The 25,690-nt window shown below is 69.4% G+C and carries 23 protein-coding genes; 15 read left to right on the forward strand and 8 right to left on the reverse strand.

The features are described 5' to 3' along the window. Window positions 1-153: 153 nt before the first annotated feature. Window positions 154-999 carry a hypothetical protein gene (locus WG923_RS09710; protein WP_340350749.1) on the reverse strand — a complete coding sequence of 282 codons (846 nt, stop codon included), beginning with the start codon at window positions 997-999 and terminating at the stop codon, window positions 154-156. Between the two features lie 300 nt (window positions 1,000-1,299). Between WG923_RS09710 and WG923_RS09715 the strand changes: the two genes are divergently transcribed. From WG923_RS09715 to WG923_RS09725, 3 genes are read left to right on the forward strand one after another with little or no spacing between them, the layout of a single operon-like run. Then, window positions 1,300-1,947 carry a GntR family transcriptional regulator gene (locus tag WG923_RS09715; RefSeq protein ID WP_340350750.1) on the forward strand — a complete coding sequence of 216 codons (648 nt, stop codon included), beginning with the start codon at window positions 1,300-1,302 and terminating at the stop codon, window positions 1,945-1,947. Between the two features lie 12 nt (window positions 1,948-1,959). After that, on the forward strand, window positions 1,960-2,448 hold the full coding sequence (locus WG923_RS09720; RefSeq protein WP_340350751.1) for an OsmC family protein: 489 nt from the start codon (window positions 1,960-1,962) through the stop codon (window positions 2,446-2,448). After that, window positions 2,445-2,777 carry a hypothetical protein gene (locus tag WG923_RS09725; RefSeq protein WP_340350752.1) on the forward strand — a complete coding sequence of 111 codons (333 nt, stop codon included), beginning with the start codon at window positions 2,445-2,447 and terminating at the stop codon, window positions 2,775-2,777. Before WG923_RS09720 ends, WG923_RS09725 begins: the two co-directional genes overlap by 4 nt. Before the next feature lie 103 nt (window positions 2,778-2,880). On the opposite strand, the gene WG923_RS09730 is transcribed toward WG923_RS09725, so the two are convergent. From WG923_RS09730 to WG923_RS09740, 3 genes are all read right to left on the reverse strand, one after another. Further along, window positions 2,881-4,953, reverse strand: a complete 2,073-nt coding sequence (locus WG923_RS09730; RefSeq protein ID WP_340350753.1) for a DUF1631 family protein — start codon at window positions 4,951-4,953, stop codon at window positions 2,881-2,883. Between the two features lie 68 nt (window positions 4,954-5,021). Beyond that, the gene (gene ettA, locus WG923_RS09735; RefSeq protein WP_340350754.1) at window positions 5,022-6,689 is read right to left on the reverse strand and encodes an energy-dependent translational throttle protein EttA; all 1,668 of its coding nucleotides are present in this window, start codon (window positions 6,687-6,689) and stop codon (window positions 5,022-5,024) included. 228 nt (window positions 6,690-6,917) lie between these two features. Continuing rightward, window positions 6,918-9,191: a DUF1631 family protein gene (locus tag WG923_RS09740; RefSeq protein WP_340350755.1), complete on the reverse strand. Its 2,274-nt coding sequence runs from the start codon at window positions 9,189-9,191 to the stop codon at window positions 6,918-6,920. Between the two features lie 333 nt (window positions 9,192-9,524). Here WG923_RS09740 and WG923_RS09745 point away from each other — a divergent pair, with 333 nt between their 5' ends. From WG923_RS09745 to WG923_RS09795, 11 genes are all read left to right on the forward strand, one after another. After that, window positions 9,525-11,318: a DEAD/DEAH box helicase gene (locus WG923_RS09745; protein WP_340350756.1), complete on the forward strand. Its 1,794-nt coding sequence runs from the start codon at window positions 9,525-9,527 to the stop codon at window positions 11,316-11,318. Window positions 11,319-11,361: 43 nt separating this feature from the next. Next, the gene (locus WG923_RS09750; RefSeq protein WP_340350757.1) at window positions 11,362-11,919 is read left to right on the forward strand and encodes a hypothetical protein; all 558 of its coding nucleotides are present in this window, start codon (window positions 11,362-11,364) and stop codon (window positions 11,917-11,919) included. 133 nt (window positions 11,920-12,052) lie between these two features. Continuing rightward, a complete protein-coding gene (locus tag WG923_RS09755) occupies window positions 12,053-14,032 on the forward strand; it encodes a hypothetical protein (RefSeq protein ID WP_340350758.1) in 1,980 nt (659 codons plus the stop codon). A 121-nt stretch (window positions 14,033-14,153) separates the two neighbouring features. Then, a complete protein-coding gene (locus WG923_RS09760; protein WP_340350759.1) occupies window positions 14,154-15,233 on the forward strand; it encodes an ABC transporter ATP-binding protein in 1,080 nt (359 codons plus the stop codon). A gap of 53 nt (window positions 15,234-15,286) precedes the next feature. Next, a complete protein-coding gene (locus WG923_RS09765) occupies window positions 15,287-16,597 on the forward strand; it encodes an ABC transporter substrate-binding protein (RefSeq protein WP_340350760.1) in 1,311 nt (436 codons plus the stop codon). Between the two features lie 111 nt (window positions 16,598-16,708). Beyond that, window positions 16,709-17,563 (forward strand): carbohydrate ABC transporter permease, encoded by an 855-nt coding sequence (locus WG923_RS09770; RefSeq protein ID WP_340351061.1) that lies wholly within the window; start codon window positions 16,709-16,711, stop codon window positions 17,561-17,563. 91 nt (window positions 17,564-17,654) lie between these two features. Beyond that, window positions 17,655-18,527, forward strand: coding sequence for a carbohydrate ABC transporter permease (locus WG923_RS09775; protein ID WP_340350761.1), 873 nt, complete (start codon window positions 17,655-17,657; stop codon window positions 18,525-18,527). Between the two features lie 179 nt (window positions 18,528-18,706). Beyond that, window positions 18,707-20,443, forward strand: coding sequence for an IlvD/Edd family dehydratase (locus WG923_RS09780; RefSeq protein WP_340350762.1), 1,737 nt, complete (start codon window positions 18,707-18,709; stop codon window positions 20,441-20,443). Window positions 20,444-20,460: 17 nt separating this feature from the next. Then, window positions 20,461-21,348 (forward strand): 2-dehydro-3-deoxygalactonokinase, encoded by an 888-nt coding sequence (locus WG923_RS09785; RefSeq protein WP_340350763.1) that lies wholly within the window; start codon window positions 20,461-20,463, stop codon window positions 21,346-21,348. Further along, window positions 21,345-21,989 (forward strand): 2-dehydro-3-deoxy-6-phosphogalactonate aldolase, encoded by a 645-nt coding sequence (locus WG923_RS09790; RefSeq protein WP_340350764.1) that lies wholly within the window; start codon window positions 21,345-21,347, stop codon window positions 21,987-21,989. Before WG923_RS09785 ends, WG923_RS09790 begins: the two co-directional genes overlap by 4 nt. Further along, on the forward strand, window positions 21,986-22,783 hold the full coding sequence (locus WG923_RS09795) for an SDR family NAD(P)-dependent oxidoreductase (RefSeq protein ID WP_340350765.1): 798 nt from the start codon (window positions 21,986-21,988) through the stop codon (window positions 22,781-22,783). Before WG923_RS09790 ends, WG923_RS09795 begins: the two co-directional genes overlap by 4 nt. 15 nt (window positions 22,784-22,798) lie before the next feature. Here WG923_RS09795 and WG923_RS09800 read toward each other — a convergent pair whose 3' ends face one another. The 4 genes from WG923_RS09800 to WG923_RS09815 all read right to left on the reverse strand — a co-directional run bounded on the left by WG923_RS09800 (window position 22,799) and on the right by WG923_RS09815 (window position 25,105). Then, the gene (locus WG923_RS09800; protein WP_340350766.1) at window positions 22,799-22,993 is read right to left on the reverse strand and encodes a CopG family transcriptional regulator; all 195 of its coding nucleotides are present in this window, start codon (window positions 22,991-22,993) and stop codon (window positions 22,799-22,801) included. A gap of 62 nt (window positions 22,994-23,055) precedes the next feature. Continuing rightward, window positions 23,056-23,238, reverse strand: coding sequence for a ribbon-helix-helix protein, CopG family (locus tag WG923_RS09805; protein ID WP_340350767.1), 183 nt, complete (start codon window positions 23,236-23,238; stop codon window positions 23,056-23,058). Between the two features lie 189 nt (window positions 23,239-23,427). Then, entirely contained in the window at window positions 23,428-24,657 is a 1,230-nt protein-coding gene (locus WG923_RS09810) for an MFS transporter (RefSeq protein WP_340350768.1), read from the reverse strand. Then, complete coding sequence (locus tag WG923_RS09815; protein WP_340350769.1) at window positions 24,650-25,105, reverse strand: MarR family winged helix-turn-helix transcriptional regulator; 456 nt, start codon at window positions 25,103-25,105, stop codon at window positions 24,650-24,652. The genes WG923_RS09810 and WG923_RS09815 overlap by 8 nt, the downstream gene beginning before the upstream one ends. A 52-nt stretch (window positions 25,106-25,157) precedes the next feature. On the opposite strand from WG923_RS09815, the gene WG923_RS09820 reads away from it, so the two are divergent. Further along, window positions 25,158-25,688 carry a PaaI family thioesterase gene (locus tag WG923_RS09820; RefSeq protein ID WP_340350770.1) on the forward strand — a complete coding sequence of 177 codons (531 nt, stop codon included), beginning with the start codon at window positions 25,158-25,160 and terminating at the stop codon, window positions 25,686-25,688. The last annotated feature ends 2 nt before the right edge of the window (window positions 25,689-25,690 follow it).

Genomic DNA, 25,690 nt, shown 5'->3' on the forward strand with positions numbered 1-25,690 from the left:
CTATTTCCACAGCCTGCGAGGCGGACGGTCACGTCCTGGTCCGGGGCAGAGGCAACCGGCGAACGCAGTAACCATCGGCGACCCTTGTTCTAGTCTCCCCGACGAAAAGAAAAGCCGGCTCGCGGCCGGCTTCGTTCTTCGGGGCGGGGCGGCTCAGTTGCCGGCCTGGTACGCCGCGGTCATCATGCCCGTGTTGGCCATGCGGCCACGCAGTTGCGACAGCTGCGATTCCAGTTCCGCCGCTTCGCGGGCGCCGATGCGCGCGTTGGCGATGTGGCGGCGCGTCTCGATCGGCAGCTTCTTCGTGTTCAGGCCATTCCAGGCCGCGCGCCCCTTGGACGACAGGTTGTAGTAGATCGAGACGCCTTCGCGCAGCTTCAGCGCGTACTCGTCGGGCGAAAGCTTCAGGCCGGTCAGGCGCTTGGCGCTCCACTTCGCGGCGTCCTTCAGGTGCACGGCCAGCGCATGCACGGCCTGCACCGGGTCGGTGGGGTCGGTGAGGCCCACGGCCTTGGCCGTGGCGGGCTCGAACTGCGCGATGCCCAGGTTGGGCGTGCCGTCCTTGCTCGCACCCATCCGCGGCACCCAGGACGTCTCGGCGTTGATGATGCCGTAGACGTCGCGGTAGCTCAGGCCCACTTCGGACAGGTTCGCGCGTTGCGCCGCGGACTTGGCCAGCAGCAGGCGCGAGGGCACGTCGGGCGTCTTCAGGACGCTGCCCGCATAGCGCACCGGCAGCCAGGTGAGCCTGGAGCGCAGCTGGTCGTAGTAGCTGGTGTCGATCTTCAGCGCGCTGAACGGGTTGGCGGGTGCGGCAGCAGCCTGCACGGGCTGGGCCACGGCGGGCGCCAGCGCCACCACCTTGCCCGCCTGCGACCGCTGAGCCAGCGTGTCGGACGTCGGCGCCGGCGAACTGCCCATCGAGCCGGTGAGCGCCACGCTCGCCAGGCCCGCCAGCATCAGCACCGAAGCCACACCCGAAGTAACGCGCTCTTTCATTCGCTGGTCCCCTGTTCGAAATTTGCAAACAAGACTTACAGACGGACCGTGTCGGCGAAAGTTCGGGGGCTGGCGGGATGTCGTCCTACAGGACGCGGATTCGTGAAAAACTCTTGCGATTGGGGCCGAAAAAGCTGCTGCGGTGCAGCGAATGCGAAGCTCAGCCAAGGGAGCGAAAGCGCAGCTCTGGCGGTGAATATTCACGCCCGCAAACCATCCATCGCAGCTCGCAGCGCGGCTGTTGTATTCCCACCGCGGCTGGCTTGTAGCGCAAATTGTATACATGTATAAACCTGAGCCATGCCAGCCTCGTCCATTGCCCAGACCACCTCCACGGCCGTCACCCGGCTGCTGAGGCAGTCCCTCGACCACGGCCGCTGGGCTTCCGGCGAGGCGCTGCGCCAGGAGGAGATCGCCGCCGAGCTGGGCGTCAGCCGCGTGCCGGTGCGCGAGGCGCTGTTCCAGCTGCAGGCGGAGGGCCTGCTGCGCATGGTTCCGAACAAGGGCATGTATGTACGGACGGTCAGCGCCGCGGAACTGCGCGAACTGTTCCGCCTGCGCGGCCTCATCGAGGGCGACGTGCTCACCCAGGCCGTGCCGCTGCACACGGCGGCCACGATCAACCGGCTCGAGACGATCCAGGCCGCCCTCGACAAGGCCGCTGCCGTGGCCGACTGGATCGCGGGCGACCGCGAGTTCCACGAAGCGCTCTACGCGCCGGCGCAGCGCGGCGAGTCGATGGACATCGTGCGGCGCCTGCGCTTCCAGGTGGACCGCTACTACTACGCGCGCATGAAGCCGGGCACGCGCGCGCAGGGCTGGCACGAGGAACATCACGCGCTGGTGCGCGCGGTGCGCCGCCGCGACCCGAAGACCGCGCTCAAGGTGCTGCAGGCGCACCTGGCCGAGACCGAGCGCAGCGCCCTCGCCGCCCTTCCCCCGGCCTGAAAGGAGCCGCCGATGTCCCTCCATGGTTGCGTCGTGGAATGGTCCCGAGGCGATGCGCAGTTCACCGACGGGCGCTACCAGCGTGCCCACGAATGGCGCTTCGACGGCGGCGCGGTGGTGCGCGGCTCGAGTTCTCCGCATTCGGTGCGCGTGCCCTGGTCCGATCCGCAGGCCGTCGACCCGGAAGAAGCGCTGGTGGCCGCGGCTTCGAGCTGCCACATGCTGTGGTTCCTCTCGCTGGCGGCGCAACAGGGCTTCGTGGTCGACCGCTACAGCGATGCCGCCGAGGCGCAGATGGGTCCGATCGGCTTCGGCCGCCAGGGCATCCTCGCCATCGTGCTGCACCCGCAGGTCACCTTCTCCGGCACGCGCGCACCCGACGAGGCCGCGGTGCGCCAGCTGCACGAGGTGGCGCACGAGCGCTGCTACATCGCCAATTCGCTGCGCAGCGAGGTGCGCGTCGAGGGCGGCTGGCAGATGGCGAACGCGCGCCCCGCATGACCCGCCGGGGGGCGCAGCACCATCACGTGTACGTGGTGCAGCTGGACGACGCGGTCTGGAACAACGCGCGCTTTCGCCGCTGCAATCCCGGCTACGTGCCGGGCATGCCCTTCGTGTACGTCGGCATGACGGGGTTGGACCCGGACGTGCGCTTCGACAAGCACAAGGCCGGCATCCAGGCCAACGCCTTCGTGCGCGAGCACGGGATCAAGCTGCTGCCGCACCTGTACGAGGTCTACAACCCGATGCCGTACCGCGCGGCGTGCGAGATGGAGGTGGAGCTGGGGATCGCGCTGCGCGAGAAGGGCTACGGGGTCTGGCAGGCGTGACGCCCGCCGCCGTCATGCCCGCGCAGGCGGGAATCCGGGGCTTGCGCATTCGACGCGCTGCGCGCGTCCCCTGGGTCCCCGCCTGCGCGGGGATGACCTTTCCTCAGAGGCTGTTGCGCCACGCCGCCCGCGCCACCGCGTCCAGTGCGCCGTCCACCACCGGGTGCGCCGACACCAGCCGCACCGCGCCCTGCGACAGCATGTGAGTGAGCTTGCGGCGCGTCATCGAGCGCGTCGCGCCGGTGGCGTTGGTGAACATGAACAGCAGCCCGTGCGGGCTCGCCCAGGTGAGCTGCCAGCGCTCCCAGTTCGCACCCAGCAGGTCCACGTACGAGCCCACCGAGAGATCCTGCACCGGGAGCGTGTCCGCCTCCGGTGCAGCCGTCGTGGCCAGCGTGATCGGCACGTCGGGCACGTAGCCGGACTCGTGCATTTCCAGCGGCGCCAGCCAGGTGCTGACCCGCTCCGGCCCTTTCGGCTCCGTGACCGGGGCGGCGCTGCCCGTGGCGGCGGACAGCGCGAGGTCCCGCAGCGCCGCCAGCAGGTTGACCCACCGCTGCGTGTCGGCGGGCAGGTAGTCGATGCTCGCGAGGCCCTGGCGGATGCGCTGGACCATCTGCACCTGCTGGTTCGCGACGCGTCCCACCAGCGAAGGCTGCACGCTCCACAGCACCGTCGTCACCACCCAGCCATAGCTGCCGGGATCCTCCTGCGCCGCCATGTCGGTCAGGCGCGCCTGCGCCAGCACCTGCGCCCACGGGCCGGTGAGGAAGGCCAGCGCCTCGGCCGGCGCACCCTGCGCCTCGCGCCGCGCCAGGATCTCGCGGCCCATGCGTTCGGCCAGCAGGTTGCGCTGCTCGGCCCGGATCAATGCGCGCACGGCGCGCTCGCGGTTGCGGCGGCCACGCGGCTGCGCCTCGTCCCAGGCTTCCTGCAGCGCCAGCAGCGCGATCTCGAAGGCCTCGGGGCCGTTCGCGCGGGCATCCAGCAGCGCATCGGTGGCCTGCTGCAACGTGTCCATGAAGGCGGGGAAGCCCGCTTCGTGCTGCGAGCTCCAGGCCAGGCTGCGCTGCGTGATCTCCTGCAGCAGCTGGCGCGCCGGATGGGACTTGTCGCTGAAGAAACGCGGATCGGCCAGGGCCAGGCGCAGCAGCGGCGGCTCCAGCTCGCGCACCACGGTGCGCACGGCGGGCAGCAGGCGCGGGTCGGCGGCCAGGTTGCCGATCATGAGGTGCACGACCTCCAGCCCGAGCTCCTGCGCGGGCTTCTTCGCCTGCCTGCGCATCGCCTCGCGGAACGCATCCATGCTGTCGCGTTCGCGCCCGGGCATGGCCGCCTGCCGCTGCCGCAGCTGCAGCATCAGCTGGTCCACCTTGCGCATGTCCTGCACCATCTGCAGCGCCGCCGGCACGGTGTGGGAGAACTCCGTCTCGGCGAAGACGGCGGCGCCGCCCTGCGTGCCCTCGGCCGCTTCGCCGGCCATCAGCTTGCGCAGTTCGCGGATCGTGAGCTGGGTGGCGCGGTCCAGGTCTTCCTGCGTCACCGGCTGCAGCGGCGCACGGGCCTGGTCCTCGGGGTGCAGGCGCTGCGCAATGCGCGCATACGTGCGCGCCAGCTCGGGCGCCATCAGCACCGGCAGGTGGCGCACCCAGCGCCGGCGCACGGCGGGCGAGACAGGGGTGTGGCGCGCCAACCGGTAGACGGCGCGCACGTAGACCTCGGGGCGCAGCGGATGCCGCTGGGCGGCACCGACCGAAGTGAGTTGCGCCGCGACGAGCGTGTCCTCCAGCCCGGCGAGTTCCGGCCGCACGGCTTCTTCCAGTGCCCCGCAGGCCCGCACGAGGTCCGCGTTGTCCTGCATCTGCTCGTCGCCCAGCAGGGAGAGCAGTTCGAAGCTGAGGGGCGAGCCGCGGTCGCCGGCGATCGCATGCGCGAATTCGGCGAGCAAGGCCTGCGGGAAGGCATCGATCAGGATCTGCTGCCGGTCGCGCAGCACGGTGACGGCTTCCTGGAGCAGCCCGCGCTCGACGACGTCGTCGAGCGAGGCGGCGGCCTGCGGCAGCTCGCGCAGGGCGAGCGCCACCGTCGAGCGCATCAGCTCCGCCCCCTGGACGGCGGCGTCCTTGATGCAGGCCCGATAGAGCGTCTGGTACTGCGGCTGCTGTGTGCCGCTCATCGCGGCCGCCCCTCCTCAGTTCTGATCTGGTTCCCCGCCTCCGCGGGGAGACCTTGCATGGCGCAAGGTCACTTCAGCGCTTTATAGCGCACCCGGTGCGGTCTTGCACCTTCTTCGCCCAGGCGCCGGCGCTTGTCGGCCTCGTATTCGTGGAAGTTGCCGTCGAAGAAGACCCACTTGCCCTCGTCTTCGGCCGCCAGGATGTGGGTGGCGATGCGGTCCAGGAACCAGCGGTCGTGGCTGATCACCATGACGCTGCCCGCGAATTCCAGCAGCGCGTCTTCCAGCGCCCGCAGCGTTTCCACGTCGAGGTCGTTCGACGGCTCGTCGAGCAGCAGCACGTTGCCGCCCTGCAGCAGCGTCTTGGCCAGGTGCAGGCGTCCGCGCTCGCCGCCGGACAGCAGGCCGACCTTCTTCTGCTGGTCGCCGCCGTTGAAGTTGAAGCGGCCGCAATAGGCGCGGCTGGCCATCTGGAACTTGCCGATGTTGATGATGTCGAGGCCGCCGGAGACGTCCTCCCACACCGTCTTGTCGTTCGCCAGTTCGTCGCGGTGCTGGTCGACGAAGGCCATCTGCACGGTCTTGCCGATCTTCACCTCGCCGCTGTCCGGCTTCTCCTTGCCGGCGATCATCTTGAACAGCGTGGACTTGCCCGCGCCGTTCGGGCCGATGATGCCGACGATGGCGCCGGCCGGCACCTTGAAGCTCAGGTCGTCGATCAGCACGCGGTCGCCGAACGACTTGGAGACGTTGACGAACTCGATGACTTCATGGCCCAGGCGTTCGCCCACGGGGATGAAGATCTCGTTGGTCTCGTTGCGCTTCTGGTACTCGTAGTCGGACAGTTCCTCGAAGCGGGCCAGGCGCGCCTTGCTCTTGGCCTGGCGGCCCTTGGGGTTCGAGCGCGCCCACTCCAGTTCCTTCTTCATCGCCTTGGTGCGGGCGTCCTCGGTGCGCTGCTCGGACTCCAGGCGCGCTTCCTTCTGCTCCAGCCAGGTGGAGTAGTTGCCCTTGTAGGGGATGCCGCGGCCGCGGTCCAGTTCCAGGATCCATTCGGCCGCATTGTCGAGGAAGTAGCGGTCGTGGGTGATGCCCACCACGGTGCCCGGGAAGCGGGCGAGGAACTGCTCGAGCCATTCCACCGATTCGGCGTCCAGGTGGTTGGTGGGCTCGTCGAGCAGCAGCATGTCCGGCTTGGACAGCAGCAGGCGGCACAGGGCCACGCGGCGCTTCTCACCGCCGGAGAGGTTCTTGATCACCGCGTCCCAGGGCGGCAGGCGCAGGGCGTCGGCGGCGATCTCGAACTGGTGCTCGTGGTCGCTCTCGGCACCGGCGGCGGCGATGATGGCTTCGAGCTTCTGCTGCTCCTCGGAGAGCTTGTCGAAGTCTGCGTCGGGTTCGGCGTAGGCGGCGTAGACCTCTTCCAGCCGCTTCTTGGCGTCCATCACCTCGCTCATGCCGCCTTCGACGGACTCGCGCACGGTCTGCTCGGGATCGAGCTGCGGCTCCTGCGGCAGGTAGCCGATCTTGATGCCGGGCATGGGGATGGCTTCGCCCTCGATCTCCTTGTCGATGCCGGCCATGATCTTCAGCAGCGTGGACTTGCCGGAGCCGTTGAGGCCCAGCACGCCGATCTTCGCGCCGGGGAAGAAGCTGAGCGAAATGTCTTTCAGGATCTGCCGCTTCGGCGGCACGATCTTGCCGACGCGGTTCATGGTGTAGACGTACTGGGCCATGGTTCTGTTCTGCGGGAAACCGTCGATTATCCCGCATCACGAAATCGCGTGCGGGCGGCGGCGAGCAGGCAGTCAAAACTTCCGGACGCAGAGGACGCAAAGGGTACGCAGAGAGCGCAAAAGAACAGCCATCCTTGAGATGGTCTTCTTTGCGTCCTCTGCGTACCCTTTGCGTCCTCTGCGTCCGGCTGTCCGCCTTCGGGTCCGGCTGTCCGCTTTCCGGCTACCTCACCCCTCCGGCGGACGCTCCATGCTGTTCTTGAGCGCGGCCTGGGCGACCTGGTCGAGGGCCTCGTCGACCACCGGGCGGTCGGCCACCACGCGCAGCTGGCCGCCCGTGCGCAGCTTGTCCATGGTGCGGCGCGACATCGAATGCGCGGCACCGCCGATGGACGTGAACATGAACAGCGTCGCATGCGGGCTGCACCACGTGAGCTGCGCCCGCACCCATTCGCCCTTGATCCGGATCTCCACCCAGGCACCGATGCGCAGGTCCTCCGGCGCGACCACGGCCGCTTCGGCTTCCGGCTCCGGCGCCTGGCACGGCACCTGCCGCGCCCGGGCCGACTCCTGCTCGGCCCGCAGGGCCTCCTGGCGCGGCGCCTCCGGCGAGGCGACGTAATCGGTGTCGAGGTCCGCCTCCTGCTCGATGAAGCCGGACTCCTGCGCCTCGTTCTCGTCCAGCCACAGCTGCACTTCTTCCTCGGCGCCTTCCGGGTACTGCGACTGCTCCGACCACGCGGCCTCCGCGGCGGCCTGGATCGTGGCATCGCGCCCTTCCTGCACCGCGGCGCGGTGCAGCGTGATGAGGTGGTCGAAGAAGCGCTGCGTGAGCTCCGGCGGGTAGCCGATGCGCGCCAGGCCCTCGCGCAGGCGCTGCAGCAACGCAGGGATCATCTGCACCAGGCGGCGCGCGCGGCCCCGCTGGGCGGTGCTCTTCTGCACGCTCCAGATCAGGTCGTCGACCATCGCCCGGTAGCCATAGGGGTCCGGCGAGCCGTCCTCGCAACTGAGCTGCGCCTCGGCCACCACCTGCGCCCAGGCGTTCTTCAGGAAGTCGCGGATGAAGTCGGCGACGTCCAGGCTCTCGAGGCTGGCCGCGAATTCGGCCGCCAGCTTCTGCGCCAGCAGGTTGCGCTGTTCGGCATGCAGCAGCGCGCGGGCCGCATCCTCGCGCTTCTGGCGGGCGCCCTGGTCCTGGTCGCCCCACTGCCCCTGCAGTTCGTCGAGCATCTCGCCGAAGGTGTCGGCGTCCATCACCTTGCTTTCCAGCCAGCGGCTGACGGACTGGATCGATTCGAGGAAGCGGGGCCAGCCCGCGTCCTCCTCGGACGGGAAGGCCAGGCTGCGCTGGATGATGCGATCGAGCAGCTGCCGCGCCGGGTGGTTGCGGTCGCTGAAGAAGCGCGAGTCTTCCTTGGTCAGGCGCTGCACCGCGGGCTCCAGCGCCTTGAGCTGGCGCTTGAGCGTGGGCAGCAGGCGGCGGTCGTCCAGCAGGTTGTCGAACATGAGGCGCACCACCTCTTCGCCCAGCTGCTGCCCGATGCGGGCGGCTGCGGGCGGCTCCTTGCCGACGTCCGCCAGCATGTCCACGGGGCGGTCCGCCACCGGCGCGGGCTTGGTGCGCTGCTCCAGCCGCTTGACCAGTTCGTCGGTCTTCTTCAGGTCCTGCAACAGCGCCATCGAGGCGGGCACCGTGTGCAGGAATTCGGCCTTGCGGGGCTGGTCGAAGTCGCCGGCCAGGAGCTTGCGCAGGCGATCCAGCGTCAGCAGCGTCTTGGCCACCGTGTCCGTGACCGGGGCACCGCTCGCGCCGGTGGCCTTGTTGATCCGTCCGCCCACGGGCACCGCGGGCTCCACGCCGGTGGAGCGCAGCCAGTCCGCCAGCTCGCGGTACAGCTTGCGCAGCTGCACGCCCAGCAGGCCCGCCGCCGGCGTGATGAGGACCTCGCGCGCGCCGGCGTCCGCGACGTGCTCGGCCAGCGCGTGCTGCAGCGAGCGCACGAAGACTTCGGGCCGCAGCGGGTTGAGCCCCGGCTGGATGGTGCGCCAGCCGAGCATGGTGCTGATCAGGGCGTCCAGCGGCGGCAGCGTGTCGTCGACGGCGAGCGCCACTTCCTGCTGCGCGCGGGCGATCTCGATGCTCTGGTCCAGCTGCTCGTCCTCGAACAGCTGCAGGTCCTGGAAGCGCAGGACCTCGGTGGCCGTCTGGTCCTTGCCGCCGCCTTCGTAGACGAGGCGCGTGAGTTCCTTGACGAAGGTCTGCTTCACCGCGGCCGTGCGGGGTTCCAGGTCGAGGATGGCCATCTTGACCTGCGGGGCCTGCAGCGGTGCCATGCGCTGCGGCCCGGTGGCGTTCATGCCCAGCTCCAGGCCCTGCAGCACGTGCGTGATCAAGGCATCCGCCTGCTGCAGCATGGCTCCCAGGCAGTCGCTCAGGGACGGCTGCAAGGCGGTTGGATCGTCGGAGACGCCCAGCCGGAGCTTGATCATCTTGGCCATGTAGTGGTGTGCCCGGTCGGTCTCCTGATTATGGGTGAGGCCCAGCCGTGCGCCAATTTTCGGCAGGACGGGTGACGTTTTGTGCCCGACATGCGGTGCATCGACGCAACGCGGACGCCGCGAGCCCCCGAGCACGCCGAGCCGATCCATGCCACAATAGGGCTTCCCGCGGCTCCCCAGTTGCCCGTGGGCTCAGCGTTTCGCTGGGGACGAGGCGGGCTTGCAACGCCCGCCGGCTCCCACCCTAGAACCTCATCTGCCTTTGACTGGATCCGGCCTACGCGGCCTGGAACGGCCGATGCCCCCGCGCCCGGGAAGGCGCTTTATTGCTCAATGAATTTTGACGAACTGAATCTCGCTCCGGCCATCCTCAAGGCCGTCCACGAGCAAGGCTACGAAACCCCCACCCCCATCCAGGCCCAGGCCATTCCCGCGGTGCTCGCGGGGCAGGACCTGCTCGCCGGCGCCCAGACGGGCACCGGCAAGACCGCCGCCTTCACGCTGCCCATGCTGCACAAGCTGAGCAAGGGCCAGGGACGGAAGAACAAGTTCGGCAAGGACGGCATCGCCGCCCTGGTGCTCACGCCCACGCGTGAACTCGCCGCGCAGGTGGAAGAGTCCATCCGGACCTACGGCAAGTACCTGCCGCTCAGCTCCACGGTCATCTTCGGCGGCGTGGGCATGAACCCCCAGATCGACCGCATCAAGAAGGGCGTCGACATCCTGGTGGCCACGCCGGGCCGCCTGCTGGACCTGCAGCAGCAGGGCCACCTGGACCTGTCGACCGTGGAGATCCTCGTCCTCGACGAAGCCGACCGCATGCTGGACATGGGCTTCCTGCCCGACGTGAAGAAGATCCTCGCCCTGGTGCCCAAGGAAAAGCAGAGCCTGCTGTTCTCGGCCACCTTCAGCGACGAGATCCGCGAGCTGGCCCACACGCTGCTGCGCAACCCGCAGAGCATCCAGGTCACGCCGCGCAACACCACGGTGCAGCGCATCACGCAGGTGTTCCACCCGGTGGGCCGCGAGAAGAAGAAGGAACTGCTGGCCCACGTGATCCAGGAACACGACTGGTCGCAGGTGCTGGTGTTCACGCGCACCAAGTTCGGCGCCAACCACGTGGCCGACTTCCTGAACAAGAAGGGCATCACCGCGATGGCCCTGCACGGCAACAAGAGCCAGACCGCCCGCACGCAGGCGCTGGCCGGCTTCAAGAGCGGCGAGATCCGCGCCCTGGTGGCCACCGACATCGCCGCCCGCGGCATCGACATCGACGACCTGCCGCACGTGGTGAACTACGAGATCCCCAACGTGCCGGAAGACTACGTCCACCGCATCGGCCGCACCGGCCGCGCGGGCAAGGAAGGCCAGGCCGTGTCGCTGGTCTGCCTGGACGAGGAAGGCTTCATGCAGGAGATCGAGCGCTTCACCAAGCAGGACATCCCCGCGGTCGTGGTCGAGGGCTTCGGCCCCGAGCCGGGCGAGCAGGCCGAGCCGATCGCCATGGGCCGCCAGGTGCTGTGGGGCGGCAAGGGCCGCCCGCCCTCGCGCGAGGTGCTCAACGCCGCGGCCAAGGCGGCGCGCAGCGAGATGATGCAGCGCATGCGCGAGAACAAGGACAAGCAGGGCGGCTCCGGCCGCGGTGCGCGCAACGGCAACGGCGCGTCCGCGGGTGGCCAGCAGGCCCGCAACGGCGACGGCAACGGCCGGGGCCGCGCGAAGCCGCAGCAGCCCCATGGCGCCCCGGCCCAGCCGCGCGCGGCCAGGCCGGCGAACGGCGCGCGCAACGGCCAGAACGTCAACGGCAACAGCAGCGTCCAGGGCCAGCAGCGCCAGCAGGCGCAGCGCCCGCCGCGCGACGACGAACGCCAGCAGGCCCAGCGCCCGCCGGTGCGCGACGAGGAACGCCAGCCGCGCGAGGGCGCGCACAATAGCCGCAGCCCCTTCGTGATCCGCGAAGCCGCCAACCGAAGCACCGATGGACAACCCGACCCGCTGCGCACCAGCGTCGACAGCATGGCCCGGAACGGCCGCCGCGGCGGCGGCGGCGGGCGGCCGAACCGCACTGGTGGCGGGGGCGTCGGGCCTCGTGGGCCGGCAAATCCTGCAAGGACTTTTGGACGATGAAGCGGTCGCGGCGGTCCATGCCCTGGTCCGCCGCCCCCTTGGGGTGCAACACCCCAAGCTGACGGTCCACACCGTCGATTTCGCGGCGCTGCCGGCGCTGCCCCCCATCGATGAAGCCTATCTCGCGCTCGGGACCACCATCAAGGTGGCCGGCAGCGAGGAGGCCTTTCGCGCGGTCGATTTCGATGCCAGCCTCGCCACGGCCCGTGCCGCGCAGGCGGCGGGCGCGCGCCGCGCCGGCGTGGTGAGCGCGATGCAGGCCGATGCCGGCTCGCGCATCTTCTACAGCCGCGTGAAGGGCGAGCTCGAGGAAGCCGTCACCGGCCTCGGCTTCGAAGGCGTGGTGATCGCCCGCCCCTCGCTGCTGGTGGGCGACCGCCAGGCGCTGGGCCAGCGCGAGCGCGCCGGCGAGAAGATCGGCCTGCAGGTCGGCCGCTGGCTCAAACCCTTCATTCCCGCGAACTTTCGTCCGATCACCGCCGCCGAAGTGGCGCGCGCGCTGCTGCGCGCCGTGCCCGTCGCCCGCGGCCATCGCATCCTGCTCTCGGGGGAGATGCAGGACGACGCGTCGCTGGCCTGGCGTTCGTCCGGCTGGAACTGAGCGCCCCGCGCGGGCGCATCACCGACCGGCGGCTCCGTCCCCGACGCCGAACTTGCGCATCCGCAAGTTCAGGCACCCGCGGCCTTCCACTATTGCCCCTGACTCCGCAAGAAGGGTCACGAGGAGGGATGCCATGGACTGCCTGCGCACGCTGCGCCTGGTTGCGGGTTCGCTGGTCCTGCTCGCCGCGGGTTGCGGCGGCTCCGGCGGGACAGCCGACTCCGGCCCGCCGGACACCCTGCAGTACCTGTTCGTGCAGACGGCCGACAGCGGCAGCTTCGTGGCCTCGGACGACGAGCAGGACGTCTACCTGCTGACGCTCAAGGGCGCCCAGCCCGTCACCACGTTCTTTTCCGACCGCCCGTACCGGCTGGCCGGCATCATCGAAACCGGCGACTTCGTCGGCGGGTGGAACGACACTTCCGACGACAGCTTCCTGCGCGACCCGCCGAACGCGGCGCTGCAGATCGAGGGCGCGCCCGCCGGTGCCGACGTGGTCATCGTCGAACTGCTGGAGGTGCTGTACGACGCGCCCACGGCCACGCTGAAGTACCGCGCGAAGGTCGTGCGGCATGCCGACGATTCGATCGAGCTGTTCCACGCGCGCGGCGACAGCGCCGCGAAGATCCCCGCGAGCTTCGGCGCCGCGTCGCTGTTCATCGACAGCTGGTTCAGCCGCGCCTGGCACAAGGTCAAGCAGGTCGCCGACGACGCCGCCGAGATCGCCCGGAAACAGGCGGCGGAAGCGGCAGCCCGGCTGAAGAAGGCGGAGGGCGATTTCGAGCATGCCGTGGCGGACAACGCCAAGGCACTCGCGAACCTGGGCACCAACCCGGAGGGCATGCTCCAGATGGCCGACGAGGACCTGCACCGCCTCCTGACCCTGGCGCTGCCTTCCGGGCTGGGCGTCTGCCTGTCGGTCATCCCGGCGGAACCCCTGTTCGATCCGACCGCGGCGATCCCGCTGTCGCTGGCGCACGTGGACTGGATGGCGCAACGCGCGGCGAGCCTCGGGCCGCGGCCGCTGCGGCAGGTCGCGCTGCCGGGATCGCACGACTCGGGCACGTATCCGATCAATGGCGTGTCTCCCCTGAGCAAGGAGTTCCAGCAGTTCGGCGGCGCCACGCTGCTGAACGACCTGCGCATCCTGTTCCCGGCGTCGTATCCGCTCACCGCCGCGGCGGCCAGGTGGTCGCGCGCGCAGCGGCACACGATCGCCGCGCAACTGCTCGCAGGCGTGCGCTACCTGGACCTGCGGATCATCCCGGGCGCGGATGGCAGGAGCTTCCGGGCCACCCACATGTTCGCGGGCGCCGACCTCGACACGATGCTGCCGGAGATTTCCGCCTTCCTGGCGGCGCACCCGAAGGAGGTCGTCGTGCTGGACTTCCAGCACCTGTTCGACCGCGCCGGCAACCAGGACGAGATGAGCGCGGCGGATGCGCAGGAGCTGCTGGCGCGGATCGTGGCGGCGTTCGGCGAGCGCATCGTGACTTCCGCCGACACCCTGAATCCGAAGGACATGACGATGAACGAGATCTGGGGCCTCGGCCGCCAGCTCGTGGTGCTCTTCGAACCGGACACGCTCGGCCGCCTTTCCCCCGCCTCGCGCACCGGGCTCTGGCCGAGCGAAGCCGGCTGGAAGGAGCCGTCGCCGCCGAAGGAGCCGGGCAACCGGTACGTCGACCGCTTCTGGCCGAACAGGCAGCAGTGGGACGGCAGCAATGGCGTGGGCGCGTACCTTGACGGCGAAGCCGTCCATATCGCCTCCTCCGGCAACCTCGTGATCGTGCAGGGGCAGATGACGCCCACGCCGGACCTGGTGAAGAAGCGGGTGATCCTCACGATGGCGGCAGGCACGGCGAAGGCACAACTGGACTGCCTGAAGGCCGCCTCGGGCATCGCCTCCGAACTGGTCGGTTCGGTCAGCACGCACCTCGAGCGCCTGCTGCTGATCGACCTGAGCCTGTCGCTGCAGGAGGATGCGTTCCACTCGGTGCCGAAGTTCCGCAGCTGGCTGCGCCAGCACCCGCAGGCGCACATCGTGGTCAACGACTTCATCGCGGACTATCCGGAGCTGATCACGCAGATCATCGACGCCAACGGTCCCTGAGGGCGCATCGACCGGGTTTACCCGCGCTGTGGCGCCGGCGCGGGTGCAATGCTGATGACGCAGCATTTGTTCCATGCTACAAGGTGCGTCGCTTTCCAGCGTGTTCACACCAGCGGGGACGATGGCCAACGTACAGATCCGGGACGTCGAGAAGTTCTTCGGTGCCGCGCACATCATCCGCGGCGTCAACATCGACATCGAGGACGGCCAGTTCGCCGTGCTCGTGGGGCCGTCGGGCTGCGGCAAGTCGACACTGCTGCGCATGATCGCGGGGCTCGAGGAGATCAGCCGCGGGGAGATCCGCATCGGCCCGCGCGTGGTCAACGACCTCACGCCCAAGGAACGGGACATCGCCATGGTGTTCCAGAACTACGCGCTCTACCCGCACATGACGGTGCGCGACAACATGGCCTTCAGCCTGATGCTCGCCAGGCAGCCGAAGTCCGTGGCCGACGAGCGCGTGAAGAAGGCGGCGGAGATCCTCGGCCTCGAGGCCCTGCTCGATCGCTACCCGCGCCAGCTCTCCGGCGGCCAGCGCCAGCGCGTGGCCATGGGCCGCTGCATCGTGCGCGACCCGCAGGTGTTCCTGTTCGACGAGCCGCTGTCCAACCTCGACGCCAAGCTGCGCGTGCAGATGCGCACCGAGATCAAGGAACTGCACCAGCGCCTGAAGACGACTTCCGTTTACGTCACGCACGACCAGATCGAGGCCATGACCATGGCCGACCAGATCGTCGTGATGCGCGACGGCGTGGTGGAACAGACCGGCTCCCCCCTGGAGCTGTACGACCACCCGGTCAACCAGTTCGTCGCCGGCTTCATCGGCTCGCCCGCCATGAACTTCCTGCCCGGCGTGGTGCGGCGCGCGAACGGCAGCGCGCGCATCGACTTCGGCCCGGGCCTGTCGCTGCCCGCGCCGGCCGCGGCGCTGGCCGCGCAGGACGGCCAGGGCGTCATCTACGGCACCCGCCCCGAGCACATGGAACTCGCCGCCGAAGGCGAGGGCATGCCGGGCGAGGTGGTGGTGGTCGAGCCCACCGGCGCCGACACCCAGGTCTTCACCAAGCTCGCCGGCGTCGAGGTCACCAGCGTGTTCCGCGACCGCCACGCCTTCCGCCCCGGCGAGATCATCCGCCTGCGGCCCGACCCCGCGCGCGCCCACCTGTTCGATCCCGCCAGCGGGATGCGGCTGGCGCAGTGAGCGCGCCGCGGCCTGCCCCGAGCTTGCTCCCTTTCACCTCCAAGGAGACAACCATGACGAACCGTCGGAAGTTCCTGAAGAAAGCCTCGGCCGGCGCGGCCGCCGTCTCGCTGCCGCTGCTGTGGCCGGCGAGCGCGCAGGCGCAGTGGAACAACCAGCCCGAGAAGGGCGCCAAGCTGCGCGTGCTGCGCTGGAAGCGCTTCGTGCAGGGCGACGAGGATGCGTACATCGCCAACGTCAAGAAGTTCAGCGCCAAGTACGGCATCGACGTGCGCCTGGACAACGAAGGCTGGGAGGACGTCCGCCCGAAGGCAGCCGTGGCCGCGAACACCGGCGCGGGCCCGGACATCATCCTGTCCACCAACGACGACGCGAACCTCTATCCCGAGAAGCTGGTCGACATGACCGACGTCGCCGACTACCTCGGCAAGAAGTACGGCGGCTGGTACCCGGCCTGCGAGGCCTACCTGAAACCCGATGGCCGCCACTGGATCGGCGTGCCGCTGGGCGGCACCGGCTCGATGATGGTGTACCGCGATTCGCAGCTCAAGGCCGCGGGCGTCACCGCCTTCCCGAAGGACACCGACGGCTTCCTGAAGATGTTCCAGGCGCTCAAGGCCAAGGGCACGCCCGGCGGCATGGCGCTGGGCCACGCCACCGGCGACAGCGGCTGGACGCAATGGCTGATCTGGGCCTTCGGCGCGGCGCTGGTCGACAAGGGCAACAAGGTGATCATCGACAGCCCCGCGACGCTCAAGGCGCTGGAGTACGGCAAGGAGCTGTACGCCACCTTCGTGCCCGGCACGCTGTCGTGGCTGGACCCGAACAACAACAAGGCCTTCCTGGACAACCAGGTCTCGGTCACCAACAACGGCATCTCGATCTACTACGCGGCCAAGAACTCCACCGACCCGAAGGTCAAGGAGATGGCCGCCGACATCCAGCACGCCTCCTTCCCGATCGGGCCCGTGGGCGTGCCGACCGAATACCACCTGTTCTTCAACCAGATGGTGTTCAAGCACACGAAGTACCCGAAGGCGGCCAAGGAGTTCGTGCGCTTCATGATGGAAGAGGAGCAGTACGGCCCCTGGATGCAGGCCGCCGGCGGCTACATCTCGCAGCCGCTGCGCGCCTACGAGAAGAACCCGGTGTGGACGGTCGACCCGAAGAACACGCCGTACCGCGACGCGGTGAAGAACATGCGGCCGGCGGGCTACATGGGCAAGCTCGGGTACGCCTCCGCCGGCGCGCTGGCCGACTTCATCGTGCAGGACATGGTGGCCGAGGCGGTGAGCGGCGCCAAGAGCCCCAAGGAAGCGATGCAGCGCGCCGCCCAGCGGGCCGAACGCTACTACAAGGTCTGATCCGCCATGGAAGCGGGCGCGCTCCAGCCACCGGACGAAGCAGCCGGCCGCGCCCGGCCCGCGCGCCGGCACCGCCTGTCCAACAGCCGCAACTTCCTGGGGCTGCTGTTCATGGTGCCGGCCGCGGTGCTGCTGCTGCTGTTCCTCACCTACCCGCTCGGCCTGGGCGTGTGGCTGGGTTTCACCGACACCAAGATCGGCCGCGGCGGCGAGTGGGTGGGCTGGTCCAACTATGTGTTCCTGTGGGGCGACAGCGTGACGCGGCTGGCGCTGTTCAACACCCTCTTCTACACGGTGGTGGCCAGCGTCATCAAGTTCGGGCTGGGGCTGTGGCTCGCCATCCTGCTGAACGAGAACATCCCGTTCAAGACCTTCTTCCGCACGGTGATCCTGCTGCCCTACATCGTGCCCACCGCGCTGTCGGCGATCGCCTTCTGGTGGATCTACGACTCGCAGTTCTCCATCGTGAGCTGGACGCTCATGAAGCTCGGGTGGATCGACCGCTACATCGACTTCCTCGGCGACCCGTGGAACGCGCGGCTGTCGACGATCGCGGCCAACATCTGGCGCGGCGTGCCCTTCGTGGCGATCACGCTGCTGGCCGGCCTGCAGACGATCCCGCCTTCGCTGTATGAAGCCGCGGCCATCGACGGCGCCGGCGGCTGGAAGCGCTTCCGCTACATCACGCTGCCGCTGCTCACGCCCATCATCGCGGTGGTGATGACGTTCTCGGTGCTCTTCACCTTCACCGATTTCCAGCTGATCTACGTGCTGACGCGCGGCGGGCCGCTCAACGCGACGCACCTGATGGCGACGCTGTCGTTCCAGCGCGCCATCCCCGGCGGGGCGCTGGGCGAAGGCGCGGCGATCGCGATCGCGATGGTGCCCTTCCTGCTGGCGGCAATCCTCTTCTCGTACTTCGGGCTGCAGCGGCGGGCCTGGCAACAGGGCGCGAGCGACGCATGAGCGCCGCACGGCCGCCCGAAGGCGCTCGCCCCCTCCGCTTGCGCAGCGGGGAGGCGGAGCGTGAAATGCGGAGCCTGGGGGAGGTCTTTCAATGAAGAAGCAGGACAACGAGACCCAGGGCATGAACTACCTCAGTTCATTGCCTTCCCGCACGGTCACGCTCTACATCCCGCTGGCCGTCTTCGTGTTCGTGCTGCTGTTCCCCTTCTACTGGATGGCGGTCACGGCCTTCAAGCCCGACCACGAGCTGCTCTCGCGCGACGGCAACCCGTTCTGGATCGTCGGCCCGACGCTGGCGCACTTCAACAAGCTGCTGTTCCACACCGACTACCCCGCGTGGCTGTGGAACACGATGGTGATCTCGGTCGTTTCCACCTTCGTTTCGCTGCTCTGCTCGGTGCTCGCGGCCTATTCGATCGAGCGGCTGCGCTTCCGCGGCTCCAAGCAGGTCGGGCTGTCGATCTTCCTCGCCTACCTGGTGCCGCCGTCGATCCTGTTCATCCCGCTGGCGGCCATCGTCTTCAAGCTGGGGCTGTTCGACACGCGCTGGGCCCTGATCCTCACCTACCCCACCTTCCTGATCCCGTTCGCGACCTGGCTGCTCATGGGGTACTTCCGCTCGATCCCCTACGAGCTGGAGGAATGCGCGCTGATCGACGGCGCGAGCCGCCTGCAGATCCTGTGGAAGATCATCCTGCCCCTGTCGGTGCCGGGGCTGATCTCCGCCGCGATCTTCGCGTTCACGCTGTCGTGGAACGAGTTCATCTACGCGCTGACCTTCATCTCCTCGTCCGAGGTCAAGACGGTGTCGGTGGCGGTGGTGACCGAGCTGGTCGAAGGCGACGTGTACCACTGGGGGCCGCTGATGGCGGGCGCGCTGCTCGGGTCGCTGCCGGTGGCGATCATCTATTCGTTCTTCGTCGAGTATTACGTGTCGGGGTTGACGGGGGCGGTGAAGGAGTAGTCCGGGCCACCTTCCGGGCGATGCGGGCCCGCAGGCTGGCGGTGAGCCGCGAAGCGCGAACCCCAGCGATGCGCGAAAGCGCTGGGGTTCCGGCGCTGACGCGCGTCACCACCAGCCTACGAATTCACCCTGCCGCGAGCACATAATCCGGACAGCAAGACCCACGGACGGACCACGCCATGACCCCTCCCCGCAAGAAGAAGCCCGAAGAACTCCGCTCCCAGCAATGGTTCGGCCGCCAGGACCGCGACGGCTTCGCCTACCGCAGCTGGGTCAAGGGCAAGGGCGTGCCGCACGACCAGTTCGACGGCCGCCCCGTCATCGGCATCTGCAACACCTTCAGCGAGCTGACGCCCTGCAACTCGCACTTCCGCACGCTCGCCGAGCAGGTCAAGATCGGCGTGTATGAAGCGGGCGGCTTCCCGCTCGAATTCCCGGTCATGTCGCTGGGCGAGACGCTGCTGCGTCCCACCGCCATGCTCTATCGCAACCTCGCCAGCATGGACGTCGAGGAATCGATCCGCGGCAACCCCGTCGACGGCGTCGTGCTCCTCATGGGCTGCGACAAGACCACGCCGTCGCTGATCATGGGCGCCTCCAGCGTCGACATCCCCACCATCGGCGTGTCCGGCGGCCCCATGCTCAACGGCAAGTGGCGCGACCAGGAACTGGGCTCGGGCACGGGGGTGTGGAGCATGAGCGAGCAGGTGCGCGCCGGCACGCTCAAGCTGCAGGACTTCTTCGAGGCCGAGAGCTGCATGCACCGCAGCCACGGCCACTGCATGACCATGGGCACGGCCTCCACCATGGCGAGCATGGTCGAAGCGCTGGGGGTGGGCCTGCCGGGCAACGCGGCCTATCCGGCCGTCGACGGCCGCCGCAACGTGCTGGCGCGCATGGCGGGCCGGCGCATCGTCGACATGGTGCACGAGGACCAGAAGCTCTCGTCGATCCTGACCCGCAAGGCCTTCGAGAACGCGATCAAGACGCTGGCGGCGATCGGCGGCTCCACCAACGCGGTGATCCACCTGATCGCCATCGCGCGGCGCATCGGCGTGGAGCTCTCCATCGAGGACTTCGACCGCCTGGGCAGCGAGATGCCCTGCCTGGTCAACCTGCAGCCTTCCGGCCAGCACCTGATGGAGGACTTCTGCTACGCCGGCGGCATCCCGGTGGTGATGAACGAGATCCGCGCGTCGCTGCACCTCGATGCGGTGACGGCCAACGGCCGGACGGTGGGCGAGAACATCGAGGGCGCGCAGAACTGGAACAAGGAAGTGATCCAGCCCCTGGAGGCGCCCTTCAAGGAGAAGGCGGGCATCGCGGTGCTGCGCGGCAACCTGGCGCCCCGCGGTGCCGTGATCAAGCCGAGCGCCGCCACCCCGGCACTGATGGTGCACCGCGGCCGCGCGGTGGTGTTCGAGGACATCGAGGACTTCCACAAGCGCATCGACGACGAGAACCTCGACGTCGACGAGACCTGCGTGCTGGTGCTGAAGAACTGCGGGCCCAAGGGCTACCCCGGGATGGCCGAGGTCGGCAACATGCCACTGCCGCCGAAGGTCCTGCGCAAGGGAATCACCGACATGGTCCGCATCAGCGATGCGCGCATGAGCGGCACGGCCTACGGCACGGTGGTGCTGCACACCGCGCCCGAAGCCGCCGCGGGCGGTCCGCTCGCGGTCGTGCGCAACGGCGACATGATCGAGCTGGACGTGCCGAAGCGCCGGCTGCACCTGGAGATCGGCGACGAGGAACTCGCGCGCCGCCTGGCCGAATGGAAGGCGCCGCCGCCGCCGCTTTCCTCCGGCTACTGGAAGCTCTACACCGACCACGTGCTGCAGGCCGACGAAGGCGCCGACCTGGACTTCCTGGTCGGCAAGCGCGGCTCCTTCGTGCCCCGCGACAATCATTGAGGGCGGGGGGCATCGAAGTGCGTCCCCTCGTCGCCGTGGATTGGGGCACCTCGTCCCTTCGCGTCGCCCGCGTCGGCAGCGATGGCACGGTGCTGGAGGAAAGGACGTCCGACCGCGGCATCCTCTCCGTGCCCGCGGGTTCCTTTCCCGAAACCCTGCGCGAAACCTGCGGCGACTGGCTGAACCAGCCCGACGTGCTGTGCCTCGTGAGCGGCATGGCCGGCAGCCGCCAGGGCTGGCAGGAAGCGCCCTACTGCACCTGCCCGGCCGGCTTCGCCGACGTCGCGCACGCGCTCGCGTGGATCGAGCCGGGCCGCATCGCGCTGGTGCCGGGCCTGTGCTTCGAGTTCCTGGACACGCCCGACGCGCTGCGCGGCGAGGAAGTGCAGGTGTTCGGCGCGATGGACCTGCTGCATCTCGACGACGGCGTGTTCGTGCTGCCCGGCACGCATTGCAAGTGGGTGCGCGTGGCCGAGGCACGCGTGCAGTCCTTCGCGACCTTCATGTCCGGCGAGTTCTACAGCCTGCTGCGCCAGCAGTCGATCCTGGCCCGCACGATGCCCGACGAGGACGGCCCGCTCGAGGAGGCCGCCTTCCTGCGCGGCGTGCACCACGCCCAGCAGGCGCGCTCGCTGCTGCACAGCGCGTTCAGCGCGCGCACGCTGGCGCTGTTCGACATCCTGCCCACGCAGGCGCTGCCAAGCTACCTCTCGGGCCTGGTGATCGGCGAGGAACTGCGCGCCCGCGCGCTGCACGGGCTCGAAGTGGTGCTGATCGGCGCGCCGGCGCTCACGGAGCGCTACGCGCTCGCCCTGCACACGCTGGGCTGCGCATCGCACCGCCTCGGCTCGGAGGCCACCTGGCGCGGCCACTGGGCGCTCGCGCGCACGCTGCAGAAGGCATGAACCCCCTGCTCGCCGAGGCCTGGAAGCGCGCGCTCGACGACCTGCCGCTGGTGGCGATCCTGCGCGGCATCGCGCCGGCCGAAGCCGACGCCGTCGGCGACGCGCTGTGGAACGCGAACTGGCGCGTCTTCGAGGTGCCGCTGAATTCGCCGCAGCCGCTGGAAAGCATCGCGCGGCTGGCGCGCCGCTTCCCGGGCGCGGTGGTCGGCGCCGGCACCGTGCGCACCGAAGACGAGGTCCGGCAGGTGCACGCCGCCGGCGGGCGGCTGGTCGTGTCGCCGCATTTCGACGCCCGCGTCGTGCGCGCGGCCACCTGGTCGGGCATGGCCTGCCTGCCCGGCGTGATGACGCCGACCGAAGCCTTCGCGGCGCTCGAGGCCGGCGCCACCGGCCTGAAGCTCTTCCCCGCGGAAATGATCCCGCCGGCCGCCGTGAAGGCGCTGCGCGCGGTGCTGCCGCCGACGGTGCCGCTGTTCCCCGTGGGCGGCATCGCACCCGCGACGATGGCGCGCTACCTGGCCGCGGGCGCGAACGGCTTCGGCATCGGCTCGGCGCTCTACCGGCCGGGCGCCGCGGCCGAGGAAGTGGCCCGCATGGCGCGCGCCTTCGCGGATGCCTGGGCAGGTACCATGCGCGCATGAACAGCGCGCCCGCTTCCACGCCCTCCGCCCCCATCAACTTCGGCCTGCAGGGCCGCGTCTGCATCGTGACGGGCGCGGCACAGGGCATCGGCGAAGCCTGCGCGCGCCGCTTCGCGCGCGAGGGCGCGACGGTGGTGCTGAGCGACATCGAGGATGCGCGCGGCGGGGCGGTGGCGCAGGAGCTCGGCGGCACCTTCATCCACTGCGACGTGGGCGACAAGGCGCAGGTCGACGCGCTGGTGCGCCAGGTGATGGCCGCGCACGGCCGCATCGACGTGCTGGTGAACAACGCGGGCATCTTCAAGGCCGCCGAGTTCCTCGACGTGACGGAGGCGGACTTCGACGCGGTGCTGCGCGTGAACCTCAAGGGCTCCTTCCTCATGGGCCAGGCGGTCGCGCGCGAGATGGCCAGGGCCGGCCGCGGCGCCATCGTCAACATGAGCTCGGTCAACGCGGTGCTGACCATCCCCACCATCTCCAGCTACAACGTGAGCAAGGGCGGCATCAACCAGCTCACGCGCGTCATGGCGCTCTCGCTGGCGGACAAGGGCGTGCGGGTGAACGCGGTGGCCCCCGGCACCATCGCCACCGAGCTGGCGGCCAGGGCGGTGCTCACGAGCGAGGAAGCCAGGCAGCGCATCCTGACGCGCACGCCCATGAAGCGGCTCGGCGAACCTTCGGAAGTGGCGGACGTGGTGGCGTACCTGGCGAGCGACGCGGCCAGCTATGTCACGGGAGAGATCGTCGTGGTGGACGGCGGGCGGATGACCCTCAACTACACCGTGCCGGTGTAGTCGCCGCGGCGGCGGTCAGCGGGCGCGGCGGGGCGCGGCCTTGCGCGCCGGGGCGCGGCGCGGCGCCGGCGCTTCCTCTTCCATGAAGTCGCGGATCAGGCGCCGCACCACCTGCGAGGGCGTCATGTCCTGCGTGCGGCACAGTTCCTCGAAAGCCTGTTTCTTCGCCGGATCGATGAGGATGGTGAGCCGGGCGGTCTTGAGCTCCATGGGGGCGAACCGGTTCTGATGTTAATCAGATTGTAATTGTTTTCCGTTCGCCGGTGGCACGACTATCCCGATGCCGCGTCCGAGCCGTCGGCCCGGTACGAGACGCCGTGCTTGGCGAGGTACTCACGGATCAACTGGCGCACCACCTGCGACGCGGTGATGTCCTGGGAGGCACACAGCGCCTCGAATGCCTTCTTCTTGTCGGCGTCGATGAGCACCGTGAGGCGGGCGGGTTTGTCTTCCATGCGATCGTTCTGGCTGCCAGACATGATAATACTGTGCACCTGACATGTGAGTCGGATGGTAGTACTGCGACGCATGAGCCATGCCGAAGATGCCGCGCTCCGAAGACGGCTTGCGGCTCATCGGCCTGTAGGCCGGCGGAAACGCTGAGCCAGATGCGGCCTCGCCGGCCGCCTTTCAAGGGGGGTGCGTCAGGCCGCGACGGTGCCGCCGGCGGGCGCCAGCTTGGCCTCCCGGATGGGCAGGTGGATCAGGGCGGCGCCGATCGCCAGCAGGATGTCCACGTACCAGAACCAGTCGTAGGCACCGGTCCACTCGAACACCTTGCCTCCCAGCCAGGCCCCGAAGAAGGCGCCGACCTGGTGCGTGAGCAGCACGAGCCCGAACAGCGTGGCCATCTGGGCCGGGCCGAAGAACTTGGCGACCAGTCCGGCGGTGGGCGGCACCGTCGACAGGTAGCTCAGGCCCATGACGGCCGCGAACACGAGCACCGTCACGCCCGTCTTCGGCATGAACAGGAACACCATCACGGCCACGGCGCGCACGGCGTAGATCAGCGCCAGCAGCGACTTCATGCGCCAGCGGCCGACCGCCCAGCCGATGGCCAGGCTGCCCACGATGTTGAACAGGCCCAGCATGGCGAGCGACCAGCCGCCCCACTGCTTGGGCAGCCCGCACGCCTCGACCACGCCCGGCAGGTGCACGGCGAGGAAGGCCACGTGGAAGCCGCAGACGAAGAAACCGGCGCACAGCAGCAGGTAGCCGGGATGCCGCAGCGCCTCGCGCACGGCGGCCCCGGCGCCCTGGGGCTTGCGTTCCTCCGCCGCGACCGTCTGCGCCGCGGTGCCGCGCAGCACCCAGGCCGCGGGCAGCGCGGCCAGCACCATCAGCGCCAGCACCTGCATCGCGACCGTCCAGCCCATGCCCACGATCAGGGCGGCCGCGACCGGCGCGGTGGCGAACTGGCCGAAGGAGCCGCCCGCATTGACGATGCCGGTGGCGAGGCCGCGGCGGGCCGGGGCGATCATGCGCACCGCCGCCGACATCAGCACCGCGGGGCCCGCCATGCCTGCCCCGCCGGAGGCCAGCACGCCGATGGAGAACACGAGGCCCAGCGTGGTCGTCATGAAGGGCGTGATGAAGGTACCCAGCGCCAGCAGCGCGAGGCCGGCAACGAGCACGCGGCCGACGCCGTACCGGTCCGCCAGCGCGCCGGCGAAAGGCTGCGTGAGGCCCCACCAGAGCTGCCCGAACGCGAAGGCCAGGCTGATGCTGCCCAGGCCCAGGCCGGTCTGCGTGTTGAGCGAGGACAGGAACAGCCCCATGCTCTGGCGCGTGCCCATCGTAAGCGCGAAGGTTCCGGCCGCCGCGAGCAGCACCAGCCAGAACGCCACGCGGCGCACGAGCGTTGCTTCAGTCATGGAGTTCCCCTTCGGGCAGATCGTCCAGCAGATCCTGGCATTCGTCCAGCAGCGCGTGCAACGCCGCCACGCGAGCGGCGCCCAGCCGCCGATTGAGTGACTCCTGCGCCACACGCCAGCGACGTTGTGCCTCCTGGCGCTTCTCCCGCCCGGCGGCGGTGGCTTCGACCAGCCGGCTGCGCGCATCGGCGCCGGCGCCCTGCGCGACGAGCCCGGCGGTGATCAGAGGCCGCAGGTTGCGCGTGAGGGTGGAGGCCTCCACCTTCATGGCGCGCGCCAGGTCGACCGGCCGCACCGGCCCGAGCCTGACCACGTACGACAGCAGCGAATACTGCGTGCCGCGCAGGCCGGTCTTGCCCACCTCGGCGTCGTACAGCTGGGCGACGCGGCGCATCAGCTGGCGCAGCTTGAGGTTGGTGCAGCCCTGCGGCTTGACAGCGGTGTCCATCGCAGATTATTGTAGCTGCAACCATTGCATATGCAAGTTTCCGGAGAGCGGGATGAGTGATCGACTGGAACAGTGGCTGGCGCGCGAGCGCGAGGTGGCCGGGCGGCTGCAGGCCGGGGCCGGCTGGGGCGTGGTGCCGCCCGAGGCGTTCACCGGCCGCAGCGGGCTTCAGGTGATGCAGGCCATGCTGCGCGGCGAGCTGCCGGGGCCGCCCATCATGCGCACGCTGGACTTCCTGCTCGTCGAAGCGGGCGAAGGCCACGCCGTCTTCCAGGGCACGCCGGGGCCGGCGCACGCCAACCCGATGGGCGGCGTGCACGGGGGCTGGTACGCCACCCTGCTCGATTCGGCGCTCGGGTGCGCCGTGCACACCATGATGCCGGCCGGTCGCGGCTACACGACGGCGGAACTGAGCATCAACCTCGTGCGGGCGATCGGCCCCAAGGTGCGGCGCGTGCGGGCCGAGGGCAAGGTGGTGCACTGCGGCCGGCAGCTCGCGACCGCGGAGGCGCGGCTGGCGGGCCCCGACGGCGCGCTGTACGCGCACGCCACCACGACCTGCCTGGTGTTCGACCTGCGCTGAGC

This window comes from Ramlibacter sp. AN1133, from assembly GCF_037890035.1.
Taxonomy (GTDB): Bacteria; Pseudomonadota; Gammaproteobacteria; order Burkholderiales; family Burkholderiaceae_C; genus Ramlibacter.

Bases quoted from the DNA above. Each gene is read 5' to 3' on its own strand.
- WG923_RS09765 (WP_340350760.1), top strand. From the start codon at position 15,287: ATGACGAACCGTCGGAAGTTCCTGAAGAAAGCCTCGGCCGGCGCGGCC.
- WG923_RS09805 (WP_340350767.1), bottom strand. From the start codon at position 23,238: ATGGAAGACAAACCCGCCCGCCTCACGGTGCTCATCGACGCCGACAAG.
- WG923_RS09730 (WP_340350753.1), bottom strand. From the start codon at position 4,953: ATGAGCGGCACACAGCAGCCGCAGTACCAGACGCTCTATCGGGCCTGC.
- WG923_RS09725 (WP_340350752.1), top strand. From the start codon at position 2,445: ATGACCCGCCGGGGGGCGCAGCACCATCACGTGTACGTGGTGCAGCTG.
- WG923_RS09755 (WP_340350758.1), top strand. From the start codon at position 12,053: ATGGACTGCCTGCGCACGCTGCGCCTGGTTGCGGGTTCGCTGGTCCTG.
- WG923_RS09780 (WP_340350762.1), top strand. From the start codon at position 18,707: ATGACCCCTCCCCGCAAGAAGAAGCCCGAAGAACTCCGCTCCCAGCAA.
- WG923_RS09710 (WP_340350749.1), bottom strand. From the start codon at position 999: ATGAAAGAGCGCGTTACTTCGGGTGTGGCTTCGGTGCTGATGCTGGCG.
- WG923_RS09715 (WP_340350750.1), top strand. From the start codon at position 1,300: ATGCCAGCCTCGTCCATTGCCCAGACCACCTCCACGGCCGTCACCCGG.
- WG923_RS09810 (WP_340350768.1), bottom strand. From the start codon at position 24,657: ATGACTGAAGCAACGCTCGTGCGCCGCGTGGCGTTCTGGCTGGTGCTG.
- WG923_RS09815 (WP_340350769.1), bottom strand. From the start codon at position 25,105: ATGGACACCGCTGTCAAGCCGCAGGGCTGCACCAACCTCAAGCTGCGC.
- WG923_RS09800 (WP_340350766.1), bottom strand. From the start codon at position 22,993: ATGGAGCTCAAGACCGCCCGGCTCACCATCCTCATCGATCCGGCGAAG.
- WG923_RS09760 (WP_340350759.1), top strand. From the start codon at position 14,154: ATGGCCAACGTACAGATCCGGGACGTCGAGAAGTTCTTCGGTGCCGCG.
- WG923_RS09820 (WP_340350770.1), top strand. From the start codon at position 25,158: ATGAGTGATCGACTGGAACAGTGGCTGGCGCGCGAGCGCGAGGTGGCC.
- WG923_RS09720 (WP_340350751.1), top strand. From the start codon at position 1,960: ATGTCCCTCCATGGTTGCGTCGTGGAATGGTCCCGAGGCGATGCGCAG.
- WG923_RS09775 (WP_340350761.1), top strand. From the start codon at position 17,655: ATGAAGAAGCAGGACAACGAGACCCAGGGCATGAACTACCTCAGTTCA.
- WG923_RS09790 (WP_340350764.1), top strand. From the start codon at position 21,345: ATGAACCCCCTGCTCGCCGAGGCCTGGAAGCGCGCGCTCGACGACCTG.
- WG923_RS09745 (WP_340350756.1), top strand. From the start codon at position 9,525: ATGAATTTTGACGAACTGAATCTCGCTCCGGCCATCCTCAAGGCCGTC.
- WG923_RS09795 (WP_340350765.1), top strand. From the start codon at position 21,986: ATGAACAGCGCGCCCGCTTCCACGCCCTCCGCCCCCATCAACTTCGGC.
- WG923_RS09740 (WP_340350755.1), bottom strand. From the start codon at position 9,191: ATGGCCAAGATGATCAAGCTCCGGCTGGGCGTCTCCGACGATCCAACC.
- ettA (WP_340350754.1), bottom strand. From the start codon at position 6,689: ATGGCCCAGTACGTCTACACCATGAACCGCGTCGGCAAGATCGTGCCG.
- WG923_RS09770 (WP_340351061.1), top strand. From the start codon at position 16,709: ATGGTGCCGGCCGCGGTGCTGCTGCTGCTGTTCCTCACCTACCCGCTC.